The organism is Billgrantia ethanolica (assembly GCF_021404305.1).
Classification (GTDB): Bacteria; Pseudomonadota; Gammaproteobacteria; order Pseudomonadales; family Halomonadaceae; genus Halomonas; species Halomonas ethanolica.
In genome coordinates this window covers 74457-88404 of the sequence record NZ_JABFTX010000002.1, presented here as the reverse complement: position 1 = coordinate 88404, position 13948 = coordinate 74457, and the positions used below count along the sequence as shown (strand labels likewise).

General features: G+C 62.3%; 13 protein-coding genes. 6 read left to right on the top strand and 7 right to left on the bottom strand.

The window, feature by feature from the left end; all coding sequences use genetic code 11:
• The first annotated feature begins 78 nt into the window (after positions 1-78).
• The 5 genes from HOP53_RS09250 (at position 79) to HOP53_RS09230 (ending at position 7818) form a co-directional block, all read left to right on the top strand.
• On the top strand, positions 79-2988 hold the full coding sequence (locus tag HOP53_RS09250) for a ribonucleoside-diphosphate reductase subunit alpha (RefSeq protein ID WP_234269776.1): 2910 nt from the start codon (positions 79-81) through the stop codon (positions 2986-2988).
• A gap of 187 nt (positions 2989-3175) precedes the next feature.
• Positions 3176-4417 (top strand): ribonucleotide-diphosphate reductase subunit beta, encoded by a 1242-nt coding sequence (locus HOP53_RS09245; protein WP_234269775.1) that lies wholly within the window; start codon positions 3176-3178, stop codon positions 4415-4417.
• A 117-nt stretch (positions 4418-4534) separates the two neighbouring features.
• Positions 4535-4864, top strand: a complete 330-nt coding sequence (locus HOP53_RS09240; protein WP_234269774.1) for a hypothetical protein — start codon at positions 4535-4537, stop codon at positions 4862-4864.
• Between the two features lie 113 nt (positions 4865-4977).
• The gene (locus HOP53_RS09235; RefSeq protein WP_234269773.1) at positions 4978-6111 is read left to right on the top strand and encodes a phospholipase D-like domain-containing protein; all 1134 of its coding nucleotides are present in this window, start codon (positions 4978-4980) and stop codon (positions 6109-6111) included.
• A 57-nt stretch (positions 6112-6168) separates the two neighbouring features.
• Positions 6169-7818, top strand: coding sequence for an alpha/beta hydrolase (locus HOP53_RS09230; RefSeq protein WP_234269772.1), 1650 nt, complete (start codon positions 6169-6171; stop codon positions 7816-7818).
• Here the strand turns inward: HOP53_RS09230 and HOP53_RS09225 are convergent.
• Entirely contained in the window at positions 7815-9044 is a 1230-nt protein-coding gene (locus tag HOP53_RS09225) for a cation:proton antiporter domain-containing protein (RefSeq protein ID WP_234269771.1), read from the bottom strand. The genes HOP53_RS09230 and HOP53_RS09225 overlap by 4 nt on opposite strands.
• A gap of 146 nt (positions 9045-9190) precedes the next feature.
• Here HOP53_RS09225 and HOP53_RS21570 point away from each other — a divergent pair, with 146 nt between their 5' ends.
• Positions 9191-9313, top strand: coding sequence for a hypothetical protein (locus tag HOP53_RS21570; RefSeq protein ID WP_267955317.1), 123 nt, complete (start codon positions 9191-9193; stop codon positions 9311-9313).
• 27 nt (positions 9314-9340) lie between these two features.
• Here the strand turns inward: HOP53_RS21570 and HOP53_RS09220 are convergent, their stop codons facing one another.
• The 6 genes from HOP53_RS09220 to HOP53_RS09195 form a co-directional block, all read right to left on the bottom strand.
• Positions 9341-10504, bottom strand: coding sequence for a hypothetical protein (locus HOP53_RS09220; RefSeq protein WP_234269770.1), 1164 nt, complete (start codon positions 10502-10504; stop codon positions 9341-9343).
• A gap of 141 nt (positions 10505-10645) precedes the next feature.
• Positions 10646-12049: a pilus assembly PilX family protein gene (locus tag HOP53_RS09215; protein ID WP_234269769.1), complete on the bottom strand. Its 1404-nt coding sequence runs from the start codon at positions 12047-12049 to the stop codon at positions 10646-10648.
• Between the two features lie 29 nt (positions 12050-12078).
• Positions 12079-12657 (bottom strand): PilW family protein, encoded by a 579-nt coding sequence (locus tag HOP53_RS09210; protein WP_234269768.1) that lies wholly within the window; start codon positions 12655-12657, stop codon positions 12079-12081.
• Between the two features lie 8 nt (positions 12658-12665).
• Positions 12666-13067, bottom strand: coding sequence for a type IV pilus modification PilV family protein (locus tag HOP53_RS09205; protein ID WP_234269767.1), 402 nt, complete (start codon positions 13065-13067; stop codon positions 12666-12668).
• Positions 13068-13075: 8 nt separating this feature from the next.
• The gene (locus HOP53_RS09200; RefSeq protein WP_234269766.1) at positions 13076-13516 is read right to left on the bottom strand and encodes a GspH/FimT family pseudopilin; all 441 of its coding nucleotides are present in this window, start codon (positions 13514-13516) and stop codon (positions 13076-13078) included.
• Positions 13517-13521: 5 nt separating this feature from the next.
• Positions 13522-13935 (bottom strand): type IV pilin protein, encoded by a 414-nt coding sequence (locus HOP53_RS09195; RefSeq protein WP_338073298.1) that lies wholly within the window; start codon positions 13933-13935, stop codon positions 13522-13524.
• Positions 13936-13948 lie beyond the last annotated feature (13 nt).

Sequence of the window (13948 nt, the reverse complement as noted above, 5' to 3'; positions counted from 1 at the left end):
CATCTAGCAAGTCCACCCCTGACTGTCAATGCCTTCGTCGCCCCCTGTCTCATCCCCAGCAAAAGGGATCATCGGCTCATGGAACTTCAGACCCCCGACCCGACCGACCTGTCGCTCACGGCTCCGCACACCCTACGCGTGATCAAGCGCAACGGCGACGTGGTGCCCTTCGATGCCGGCAAGATCGCCGTGGCCATGCGCAAGGCCTTCATCGCCGTGGAGGGCGACAACGTCAGCGCCTCCTCGCGGGTACGCGACTTCGTCGACCAGGCCAGCCAGAGCATCGCCGGTGCCTTCCTGCGCCGCATGCCCGACGGCGGCACGGTGCACATCGAGGACATTCAGGACCAGGTCGAGCTGGCACTGATGCGGGCCGGTGAGCAGAAGGTGGCCCGCGCCTACGTGCTCTATCGCGAGGAGCACGCCCGCGCCCGCGCCGCTGCCGGCGGCGACATCGCAAAGCCGCACCCCACGCTCAATGTCACACTGGACGACGGCAGCCGCCGCCCGCTCGACCTCGGCCGCATCGAGACGCTGGTGTTCGATGCCTGCGCCGAACTCGAGAACGTCGATCCCAACCGCATCGTCGAGGCATCGCTGAAGAACCTCTACGACGGCGTTTCAGTGGACGGCGTATCCCAGGCGCTGATGATGACCGCGCGCACCCTGGTGGAAAAGGAGCCCAACTACACCTACGTCACCGCGCGGCTGCTGCAGGACAGCCTGCGCCGCGAGGCGCTCTCCTTCCTCGGCGTGGCCGAAGAAGCGACCTTCGGCGAGATGGCCGAGCTCTACAAGCCGGCATTCATCGAGTACGTGGCCCGCGGCATCGAGTACGAGCAGCTCGACCCCAAGCTCGCCGAGTTCGATCTCGAGCGGCTCGGCGACGCGCTGGACCACACCCGCGACAACGCCTTTACCTACCTGGGGCTGCAGACGCTTTACGATCGCTACTTCATTCATCGCGACGACGTGCGCTACGAACTGCCGCAGGTGATGTTCATGCGCGTGGCCATGGGCCTGGCGCTGAACGAGGATGACCGCGAAGCGCGCGCCATCGAGTTCTACGAGCTGCTCTCCAGCTTCGATTACATGGCCTCCACGCCAACCCTGTTCAACTCAGGCACCGTGCGCAGCCAGCTCTCCAGCTGCTACCTGACCACCGTGCCCGACGATCTCGACGGCATCTACAGCGCCATCCGCGACAACGCCCTGCTCTCCAAGTGGGCCGGCGGCCTGGGCAACGATTGGACCCCGGTACGCGCACTGGGCTCCTACATCAAAGGCACCAATGGCAAGAGTCAGGGCGTGGTGCCGTTCCTCAAGGTGGTCAACGACACCGCCGTGGCGGTAAACCAGGGTGGCAAGCGCAAGGGCGCAGTGTGCGCCTACCTGGAGACCTGGCACCTGGACGTCGAGGAGTTCCTCGAGCTGCGCAAGAACACCGGCGACGACCGCCGCCGTACCCACGACATGAACACCGCCAACTGGGTGCCCGACCTGTTCATGAAGCGGGTCTTCGACGACAAGGAGTGGACGCTGTTCTCGCCTGCCACCTGTCCCGACCTGCACGACCTCTACGGCGCCGCCTTCGAACAGCGCTACGAGGAGTACGAGGCGATGACCCGCTCCGGCCAGCTCAAGCTGTTCAAGCGCGTGCGCGCCAAGGACCTGTGGCGCAAGATGCTCTCGATGCTGTTCGAGACCGGCCACCCGTGGATTACCTTCAAGGACCCCTGCAACCTGCGTAGCCCGCAGCAGCACGCCGGCGTGGTGCACTCATCCAACCTGTGCACCGAGATCACCCTGAACACCAGCGTCGACGAGATTGCGGTGTGTAACCTGGGCTCGATCAACCTGGCCCGTCACGTGGTCGACGGCAAGCTCGACGACGCCAAGCTGAAGAAGAGCGTACGTACCGCCGTACGCATGCTCGATAACGTCATCGACATCAACTACTACGCGGTGCCCCAGGCGAGGGACTCCAACCTCAAGCATCGCCCGGTGGGGCTCGGCATCATGGGCTTCCAGGATGCCCTCTACGCCCAGGACATCGCCTACGCCTCGGAAGCAGCGGTAGAGTTCGCCGACCGCTCCATGGAGCTGGTCAGCTATCACGCCATCGAGGCGTCGAGCGACCTGGCCGCCGAGCGCGGCCACTACGAGAGCTTCGAGGGCTCGCTGTGGAGCCAGGGCATTCTGCCTATCGACTCCATCGACAAGCTGGTGGCGGAGCGCGGCGAAAAGTACATCGAGGTGGATACCGGCGCGACCCAGGACTGGGACCGCATTCGCAAGAAGATCGCCGAGCAGGGCATGCGCAACTCCAACGTGATGGCCATCGCCCCCACCGCGACGATCTCCAACATCTGCGGCGTGTCGCAGTCGATCGAGCCCACGTACCAGAACCTCTACGTGAAGTCGAACCTCTCCGGCGAGTTCACCGTGGTCAACGCCTACCTGGTGCACGACCTCAAGGCACGCGGCCTGTGGGACGAGGTGATGATCAACGACCTCAAGTACTACGACGGCTCGGCCCAGCCCATCGAGCGCATTCCGGACGACCTCAAGGCCAAGTACGCCACCGCTTTCGAGGTGGAGCCGAAGTGGCTGGTGGAGGCCGCCTCACGGCGCCAGAAGTGGATCGACCAGGCCCAGTCGCTGAACCTCTACATCAAAGGCGTTTCCGGCAAGAAGCTCGACGTGACCTACCGCATGGCGTGGTTCCGTGGCCTCAAGACCACCTACTACCTGCGCGCCCTGGGCGCCACCTCGGTGGAGAAGTCCACCGTGGACCGCGGCAACCTCAACGCCGTGAGCAACCAGGCACCTGCCGGCAGCGCTCCACAGGCACAGCCGACACGGGAGCCCTCGGTGCAGAAAGAGCCGCGCGGGGTGGAGGACTTCCTCACCGGCAAGGCGGGCAGTGGTTCGCGCGCGCCCAGCGCAGCAGAAATAGATGATCTGGGTTGCGAGGCCTGCCAGTAGATTAACAAGCTGGCTGCGCTCGGCCATACGGCGTTGGAAATTGGTTCGGAATGCTCATTTACAAACACGTAAACTCCGCTTCCTTACCAATTTCCGCCTTGTTTGGCCATCGCTCGCTCAGCTTCATCCGCAACGAGATTACTCCTGATCCGAACGATATCGGATCGAGCCAAATAAAGGTGAAGCCATGCTGAACTGGGACGAGTTCCACGAGGACGAAACCACCGTCGCCGAGCAGCCGGCCAAGGCCGCGCCGGCGCCTGCCGCCAAGCCACAGCCCGCACCGGCCGACGAGGTCAAGGAATCCGGCGGCAATTACCGGGTGGCCGACAGCGACCGCCTGGCGCGGGCGCGCAAGTCGCTGGAGGAGCTTGACGTAGCCGCCGGTCTCGAGGAGCTGGAGATGGGCGCGGCGCGCATTCAGGTCGACGACAAGCAGATGATCAACGCCCGCGCCGACCTCAACCAGCTCGTCCCCTTCAAGTACGAATGGGCCTGGCAGAAATACCTGGACGGCAGCGCCAACCACTGGATGCCCCAGGAAGTGAACATGAACGCCGATATCGCCCTGTGGAAGAGCCAGGATGGCCTGACCCCGGACGAGCGGCGCATCGTCGAGCGCAGCCTGGGCTACTTCTCCACCGCCGACTCGCTGGTGGCCAATAACCTGGTGCTGGCTCTCTATCGCCTGATCACAAACCCCGAGTGCCGCCAGTACCTGCTGCGCCAGGCCTTCGAGGAGGCGATCCACACCCACGCCTACCAGTACTGCGTGGAGTCGCTGGGGATGGACGAAGGCGAGGTCTTCAACATGTACCGCGAAGTGCCATCGGTGGCCGCCAAGTCGGCCTGGAGCCTCAAGCACACCCAGTCCCTGGCGCGCTCCGACTTCAATACCGGTACCCCCGAGACCGACCAGGAACTGCTGCGCAACCTGGTGGCCTTCTACTGCGTCACCGAAGGCATCTTCTTCTACTGCGGCTTCAGCCAGATCCTCTCAATGGGTCGGCGCAACAAGATGACCGGGGTGGCCGAGCAGTTCCAGTACATCCTGCGCGACGAGTCGATGCATCTGAACTTCGGGGTCGACATGATCAACCAGATCAAGATCGAGAACCCGCACCTGTGGACGCCTGCGTTCCAGGACGAAGTGACCCAGATGATCCTCGAGGGCACCGAGCTTGAGATCGCCTATGCCCGCGACACCATGCCCCGCGGCGTGCTGGGCATGAACGCGGCGATCATGGAGGAGTACCTGCACTTCATCTGCAACCGCCGCCTGGCCCAGATCGGCCTCAAGGAGCAGTTCCCCGGGGCGCAGAACCCCTTCCCGTGGATGAGCGAGATCATCGACCTGCGCAAGGAGAAGAACTTCTTCGAGACCCGGGTCACCGAGTACCAGGTCGGCGGCGCGCTGAGCTGGGATTGATCACATTTTCTCGCCCCACTCGTGACGAGTGGGGCGCTAACCAAGCAGGACCAAGGAGTCACCGGCCCTCATGTAGCCAACCTGGACCCACTATCGCTCCCAAGTGAGGTATACGTCATGGCAAGTCTCCCTTCGCAAGACCATGCACTGCCCACCGCAGCTCAACGCCCGCTCGACGCCACGGCCTGGCAATCGGCCCTCGACCAGGCACTGACCGCCCATGGCGGCCCCAACGCTCTGGCCCTCTATCCCCATGTGGCCTTCGCCTTTCCCTCGTCATCGCCCAATCCCTATACCCGTGAGTATCCGCTGCTCGACTATCGCGAGCTCAAGGAGTGGGCGAGCTCCAGGGGTTGGCGGGTGCGCCCGGCTCCCGAGCAGGCGCCCGCCGGGGAGAAGTACAGCCCACCGGTACGCTTCACGCGCCTGCCCAGTCGTTATCATTGAGGCGCCGCGGCCCATGGGCCAGGCTGGCGATCCGGCCTGGCCTCTGCTGCAAGACGCTCCTGCCGTTGTGATGACCGTCGTATCCCCCTACCCTCGGGGCAAGGAGATTGGCAATGGCAAGGAGTGCCGCAATGGAACCCAGTTGGAAACATGGCAACCGCATTACCCTGATACCCGACAGCGAGCGCTTCATCCCCGAGCTGCTCGAGGCCATCGACATGGCCGAGGAGTCGGTGTGGTTCGAGCAGTACCTGATCGAATCGGGGCGCATGACCCGCCGCTTCTTCGATGCCATGGAGCGCGCCGCGCAGCGTGGCGTTGCGGTGCACGTGGTGCTGGACAGTTTCGGTGCCGTGAGCCTCGGCCAGCGCGACCGTGAGCGGCTCTCCGCGGCGGGCGTGGCGCTGCGCCACTACAACCCGTTCATGATGCGGCGGCTGCGGCGCAATCTGAATCGTAACCACCGCAAGCTACTGCTGGTCGATCGCCGCGTGGCCTATACCGGCGGTTACTGCCTCACTGACGACTACCTGGGCGACTGGTTCGACGTGGTGGTGCGCGCCGAAGGGCCGGTGGTGGAAGATTGGATCCGGCTCTTCGCCGACCTCTGGGAATCCTCCCGCACCCGCGGTGACAGGGCGCCCATCGATAGGCAGCGCCACGCCGCATCCGCCACTTCTCGGGAATGGGAGATGCCGGCCCGCCTGGTGCACAACGAGGGGCCGAGCGACATGTCGATTCGGCATTCGCTGCATAAGCGCATGGCCACGGCCAGACAGCGCCTGTGGATGTACACGCCTTACTTTTTGCCTTCACGACAGCTGCGCAAGTTGATCGGCGACACCGCCCAGCGCGGCGTGGACGTGCGCCTGCTGGTGGCCGGCAAGGGCCACGATCATCCCAGCGTGCGCTATGCCGGTCAGCGCCACTTCGGTGAGCTACTGGACGCCGGCATTCACATCTACGAGTATCAACCTCGCTTCACCCACGCCAAGTTCTGCATCGTCGACGACTGGGTCACCGTGGGCTCGTGCAATTTCGATCACTGGAGTCTGCACTGGAATCTCGAAGCCAACGTGGAAGTGGAGCATACCGGCTTCGCCGCCGAACTGGCCGAACTGTTCGAGAGCCACATGGGCGACAGCAAGCCGGTACGCCTGGCAGAGTGGTCCCGGCGCTCCAGCGCGCAGCGCTATCGCGAACGATTCGCTGCCCTCGTCAGCACCTGGTTGGCCGGGATACGTTAACATTCGACAGCTCGCCCCAGGTGAGAGCCATTTTTCTCTCAGGTTCGATGACGTCACATGCACCGCAGAGTTCGTAGCGCCCTCAAACACTTTTCCACGGCTGGCCTTCTACTCGGCACGCTGCTGTTCGCCTTTTCGCTCACCCCCAGCCTGCTCCCACGGCCCACATACGCCCAGGGTATCGTCTCGGGGCTCTCCTTCTCCGCCGGCTATGCGCTGGGCTTCATCGCTCACTGGCTTTGGGACTACCTGCAGCTGCCGCGCCCCCGCACGCACATCGAGCGAATCATCAAATTGTCGGCGGCCGGCATCTGTACGCTTATCGCCGCGGTTTTCCTGTGGCAGGCCTCGGCCTGGCAGAACCGCATCCGCGACCTGATGGGGCTGGAGGAGGTCAGTGGCATACGCGCCATCAGCATCGGCCTGATCGCCCTGACACTGTTCGCCCTGCTGTGGTTGCTGGTCAAGCTGTTCCGGCTGACGTTTCGCTTTCTCGCCCGCAAGATGCGTCGCTTCGTGCCGCATCGAATCTCGAATCTGCTTGGCGTGATCGCTGCCGCGGCGCTGTTCTGGTCGGTCATCGACGGGGTCATCTTCACCCTGGCCTTGCGCGCCGCCGACAACTCCTTCCAGCAGATCGATGCACTGATACTGGATGACCTGCCGCCGCCCACCGATCCGATGAAGACCGGCAGCGAGCACTCGCTGATCAGTTGGGAAGCGCTCGGCGGTCGCGGCAGGCGTTTCGTCAGCCAAGGCCCCTCCGCCGCCGACATAGGCGCCTTCATGGATACAGAGGACGTGGCCATGGATCCGGTACGCGTCTATATAGGCCTGGGTGCGGCGGATACACCCGCGGAGCGCGCCCAGTTGGCTCTAGAGGAACTGCAGCGGGTCGGTGCCTTCGAGCGCTCGGTGATGGTGCTGGCCACGCCCACCGGAAGAGGCTGGGTCGACCCGGCGGCACTGAACACCGTGGAGTATCTGCACCGCGGTGACATCGCCACGGCCACCGTGCAGTACTCCTACTTGCCCAGCCATCTGGCGCTGCTCGTCGAAGGGGAATATGGCGCCGAGAACGCCCGCGCCCTGTTCACCACCGTCTATGAATACTGGAGCGGGCTGCCCGAGAACGAGCGTCCTCGGCTCTATTTGCATGGCCTCAGCCTCGGCTCGCTCAACTCGGACCTGTCGTTCGACTTCTACGATATCATCGACGATCCCTTCCACGGGGCTCTGTGGAGCGGCCCGCCCTTTCGCAGCGACACCTGGCGCACAGTCACCCAGGAGCGCGATGCCGGCTCGCCCTCGTGGCTGCCCACCTTCCGCGACGGTGCCGTGGTGCGCTTCATGAATCAGTACCAGGGGCTGGACGCCACGTATGGCGACTGGGGCGATTTCCGCATCGCCTACCTGCAGTACGGCAGCGATCCCATCACCTTCTTCGAGCCGCGTATTCTCTATCGCGAGCCGGAGTGGATGCGAGAGCCGCGTGCTCCCGACGTGCTGCCCGAGCTGCGCTGGTACCCGGTGGTGACCATGCTGCAGCTACTAGGCGATCTGGCCGTGGGTCGCGCGCCGCCCGGCTACGGACATACCATCGCCGCCGAGCACTACTTCGATGCCTGGGTGACGCTTACCGAACCGAACGGGTGGAGCGAAGAGGAGCTGGCGCGGCTGAGGGAGTACTTCCGCCAGGCACGTTAACCCTTATCCCGCCGCCAGCGCCCGTAGCGATAGGCCAACGGCGCCGCGGTCATGCCGTGGGCGAGCATGGATGCCACCACGATCAGGGTGCCCGCCGTCCAGGCTAGGTCGTAGCCGGTTCGGCTCGATATGAAGGTGGCGTAGTAGAGGGCCGATACCCCGATGGGGCCGAACCAGCCCATGACCAGCGTGATCGGCAGGTCACGCATCGCAGGCAGCCAGGGGCGGAGCAGCAGTATCGCCGGCAGGCGGCGCAGCAGCAGCACCAACAGCGCCAACAGCACCCCCTGCGGCCCAAGCGCCCGCCACTCGGCCCAGGGCGCGATCAAGCCGAACAGCACGAAGATCGGCATGGTCAGCAGGATATTGACCGCTTCCTGCACGTTGTCCTCTTCGCTGCGCTCCTTGCCCCCCACTTCCTGATCGAAGGCCAGGCCCGCGGCAAAGACCCCTAGAATGCTGTTGGTATTCAGCAGCGAACCCAAGCCCAGCACCAGCAGCGTCAAGGCCAGGGTGATCGAGAGAAAGGAAGGCTGATCGAGATAGCCACGCTCCTCGGACCACTGCAGTGCCCGCCCTGACGCCCAACCGAGAGCTACCCCGATCAACACTCCACCGCCGACCTCCCACAGCCAGATCGTGACGAGCCAGTCGAACCACGCATCGCCTGCGGGTAGGGTCAGCAGCAGCACCGGCAACAGTACCAGCGGATAAGCCAGGCCATCGTTGGCGCCGGATTCGCTGGAAAGCAGGTGTCGGAAGCCTTCGGGCAGGTTCTCCTTGGCCACGCTGCCGGTGACGATCGAAGATGCCACCACCGGATCCGTGGCGCAGATGGCGCCACCCACCAGCAGCGCCATGAGCAACGGCCAGCCCATGACCCAATGGGTGAGCAGCGAACTAATCAGAAACATGGCCGGCATGCCCACGGCCAGGAGCACCAGCAGCGAACGCCAGTGGACGAAGGGATAGCTGGGCGGCAGGCGCAGCGCGATGCCCATCAGGCTGATGCCAAGGGTCAGGCGAGCCGTCTGTTCGAGCATCTGCTTGCCATCGCCCCACGCCATCGGATCGAGCACGCTCAACCCACGGGGGCCCAGCGCCACACCGAACAGGAAGGCCAACAGCGGGGCGGAAAGCCAGGAGCGGTCCAGCGGGCTCGACAGCAGGCCCACGACCAGTACCAGCCCTCCCACTACGGCGAGAGCGACGTTCAGCTGCTCCATGCCAACTCCTTCGGCTCCTTGCCCTACTCTTAACCTAGGCAAGAGCGCCGCAGGCGTAAACCGAACGGCCCACATCCACGGTATTGCGCAGCGCCTCGACCTGCCCTAAAGTAGTTTCATATTCAACTAAGTTGGGAGGCAGCAGTATGGACGCCAAGTCACGCAAGAGCGTCATCAGACGTATCTACGTTCCTACTCACGTGCGTCGTCTTCCCAGCGGCGAAAAGGTGACCGTGCCGGGTCACTACCGCAAGCCCAGCGGGCAATGATCTCCAGGGCCGCTCGACGAGGCCCTCTCACTGCCAGGCGACGATCCGCGGCTCCGCCTCGATGAAGGCATCCCGGTTAGTGACATTGTTGATGCTGGTGAAGTCGATGCCGCCGCTGCTCTGAATGAAGCTCCCCGCCACGATAGAACCATAGAGCCGCGAAGTCCCGCTCTGGCGCACGTGACCACCGGCCCAGAAGACCCCGTAGTTGTCGGTCCGGCCCGAAAACTCGATATTGCCCCCCGCAACCACGAACAAGCCAATCTCCGCCCGGTCTGGCGGTGAAGTGGTGGTCGAACCGCTCATGGAAACGCTGCCGGTCGCCACCAGGGTAATCTGCCGGCCTTCCACGCTGCCGCTGCCCACGGAGAGGTTGCCCTGACAGAACACCGTGGTGCCACTGGCCAGCGCATTGAGATTGACGTTGCAGCTATGAATAGCGCCGGGGCGGTCGCGATAATCGTCAAATACGTTAGGATCATAACGCTTATAGCAGTAGGCTGGCGGCGTGGTCCGAGTGCACTGGGACATGTCCTCGCCATCGGGGCGCTGACCGGGCAGCGGCACCTCCACCATTCTGTCCGCTCCCGAGGTAATGTAAGCCCTCTGCTCATCGGGCACGCTGATACTGACGATACTGTTGGCATGCACCACGTTGGGGTCGATGCTGCCATCGGCGCGACGGGCCGGCGTGAGCGAGGAGTTGCCGGTCACCGTGATATATCCTGCACTCAGCAGGCCCCTTGTGAAGGCCGGGTCGGGAATTTCTCTGAACTCCACTCGCGCCACCACGGGCATGCTGCTGGCTACGGTGTGGTCGCCTTCACGTATTGCCCCCATGGCGACGATGAAGTACTGACCGCCGACTCGCACGAAGCGAAAGGGGCAGCGCAGGTTGCCACGGCAAGGCCCGGCGCGGCTGCCGGGGTAGAACGACGCCCAGTTCTGGGCCGTCAGCGGCTGCAGAGAGGTGGTGGGTACGAAATCGGCCGAGGTGAGGTGCTCGCCCCCCTCGCCCCAGGCGTAGGAAACGGCCTCCTCGGCGCCCATCTGAGCCAGACTGGCCGCACGATGGTTACCGGCAAGACGCTCGTTAACGAGGGCCGAGTGGTAGCCCGACAGTCCCAGCATCAAGGTGATGGAGAGTAACGACAGAACGATGATAAGCGCGGCACCTTGCTGATGGTGCATGCGTGCCTCCCTGGCAAGAACCTCATGCAAAACCGCCAAGTCAGCAGACGAGCCTCCTCAGGGCAGTGCTTCCATGTTCTTTCAGGGTAGAGCAAGCCAAGCGGCAATGCGAAGCAAGTGTGCCTGGGCCCGGCCCTTACACTACATGGTTATGTCACGCCAGCCGTGGGCAAGATAGGTAAAGATCCCACCAGGATTGTTTCCCTGAAGCCACTGCCTTGCCGCTTCAGGTGATATGCTTCCCAAAATATCCCAGGCTGCATCAAGGTAGGTCATATTATGTAGATAATCGTTACCGCCGCCCCCGGATATCTCGATGTTCATCTTGTCGAAATGGCAATCGCCTCCAGGCCGGCAACTGTAAGGAGCCGCGATGATGGCACCCTCCATATCGCCACCACCACCACCCTTGACCGTATAGCTTCCCAGCACGATGATCAGCCCTTTAAACTCCGGATTGCCGTTAAAGGTCACGTCCCCGTCTATTATCAACACACCATCCCCAGCAGCGTTCCCGCTGCCGGTAAACTCTTGACGAGTTGGGTAACACACATCGCTCTGACAGGTCCCGCCTCCGGGCAATTCTTCACCGTCCAGATACCTGGAGGGGCGGTAGTTATCATTTTGATCGAAATGCGCGCCAGTAGAGATGACATTGAAACCTGACATTCCATTGCTTAAAGCCCCGGAACCATTTGACCCATAAGCATCATCAAAAATAGCAGAAATGAAGTTATGGAAAAGGTTGGCATCCGTCAAAATGCTATCTTTAGGCCGGGTGGCGATCCCGCCCATGTAATTACAAAGGCGATTATTTCCACTATTGCAAGAGGAGTAGTTTCCTGTGTACTCACCATCGACTATGGTAGGCGCGGCATAAAACACCCCGTTCCCGGACCCATCACCATCTGGCACAAACACATATTTATCCGCACCATTGCTCCCAACAATGTCATTGACTATTTTTTGCGCCTCTTCTTTGCTGGCTGCCGTGATGGCAGGATTTCGCGTTCCATCTACGATATCCTCACCGGTGACGCCTGCTTGAGACTTTATCCCCTCATAATTATCCAAGGTCGCTGGCACATTGAGCGGCGAGAGGTTTCCGCCCCCCAATCCATTGAGACGAGCAAATATTTCCATCTCACGGAAAGAAATCAACACTGCTTGACTACCGCCCTCGTATACTTCACCGCGCACCCTGACAGGCGTATCTAGCCCCGGACTGGGATCGACATTGATACGGTAGTATACATTCGTCAGATTCGAATCCGGCAGGCCATGAAGTAACCCAAGACCAACCTCATCGTCCAGAGCATTGATAAAAGTACTTTCCGAGGCATTTCCTACTTCAATATCCAATATGGCAGCCCAGGCCGCCGATGCTCCATACTCTGCCGCCATCGCAGCCAAGGTGCCACTACGGTAATTCCCTGCCAGGCGCTCATCGATCTGCGACGACTGCATACCGGAAATTCCCAGCATGAGCGACATCGCCAGCAGCGAGAGAACTACCACCAGTGCCGCACCTCGTTGCTTCTTCATACTTTCCCCCGCGCCCGTGCAGGCATTTTTTATTCTATGGCCTGGTTTCGATTGACGGCGTTGAACGTGAACGAATCCGTCTCGCCATTCCGCCCCGCCATCAGTTGGAAGCTGATCTCCCAGACGCCATCATCGACCTCTTCGGCAAAGAAGCCGTCTTCGTTGAAGGCGGTCACCAACGGCTCGAATGCAGCATTGGACGGGGCGCTCTCGCAATCCTGCCCCATATTGAGAGACCAGCCTTCGTTGGCACTGATTGCCGCCTGACTGAGGCGGTAGACGCGAACCACCGTTCCCGAACAGCCGCTCATGTCACTGTTATTGGTGAATGCCACTGTCAGCGCTCCGTTGTCGAAGTCGACGTCGGTGGCGCGGCGAATGTCGCGAATCAGCGTTTCCGTGGCAAAGGTCAGCGCTGCCTGCTTGTTGCTCAGTAGCTCGATCTGACGAAAGGTCTGGAATCCCATGAGAAACAGCTGACCGGCGCCCAGGATGATGATCAGCCCGATTACCAGTGCCACCATCAGCTCGACCAAGGTGAAGCCCGCCTGACGACGCGACGCCCCTGGTCCGGGGACAGAGGGCAACCTGGAACGGATGTCGTTCATGTCTCTGGTCATAGCTCTGGCAACCGGAACTGGTAAACGAAGGCGTCCCCGGTTTCGCCGATGGAGAAGCGCGTCTCCTGCCATTCTATCGATACGGTGTATTCACAGTCGGAGGAAGCGAAGCTACTCCCGGCATTGGTCATCACCCTTCCCGTTCCGAACCACTGCCCCATCCAATCCCCCTGAATGTCGCCGGCTGCCGGACAGGCGCCGTTGCTTGCCAGTCCCGCCCATGCCTTCTCCTGGGCGTCGATGGCGGCCAGGCTCACCACCGCCCGCTGATAGCCCATATGGGCACTCTGCAATGCTCTTAGCTGCATGGCTGCAACGCCCAGCAGGCCGATGGAGAGCACCAGAACGGCAATCAATGCCTCCAGCAGAGTGAAACCCGATTGAGCGTGACGTTGCATGGCGCTCCTCAGCTCGTTGGTATGGGCTTGCCGATACGGCCGGTGGTGCTGACCTGCAGATCCCGGCTACCGGCGCCGGTGTGGTTGATCGTGATGTCGCAGCCCGAGGTACAGTTCGAACGCCGTCCCAGGGCGTTGAAAGTGATATTCGTGCTGGTGAGGCTGACCTGTCCGCCCCGCGCGGAGCGGATGGCGATGTCGCTGTTGTCCGCAGTAGTGATTCGGTATTCCCAGGGGCTTGCCTGAGTCACGCGAAAGGTTACCTCTTCTCTGCGCTTGATGGCCTCGCTGCGGGCCTGGTTGAGACCGGCCAACACCACGTTGTAGTCACCCGCCAGTTGGTTGCTGGCCATCATGCCTTGAAAGCCCGGCACGGCAATCGTTGCAATGATTGCCATCACCGCGATCGTCACCAACAGTTCGATCAACGTGAAGCCGGCGTTCTTCATGACATTCACCAGCAGCCTGTAGGGTTTCTCACCCCTTGATGGTTCAGCGTCAAGGCTCCAGTGCAGCCGTCGGGGCCGCGGCCACTGTTGAGCGTTGCCGTGAGGGTATAGGTCGAGGCCGTACTCGCCAGGGTGATACCGTAATTTCCGTCGGGGGAGTTCGTGATGACGCTGCAATTGGCATAGGAGTTGTTTACCGTGTAGCAGCGCTCCATCTGACCGGCCGCCTCCATCAACCCGGCATGGGCATCCGTGCGCGTCGCACGCTCCACATAGCCTCGATAGCTAGGCACCGCAATCGAGGCCAGGATGGCGATCACGGCCACCGCGATCATCAGCTCGATCAGGGTGAAGCCGCGCTGCGCGCTGGCCGGGGCGTGCCGGGGATACCGTCGAGCGTGGCTGGCGTAGCGGGTCACTCGGCGCTCCTCC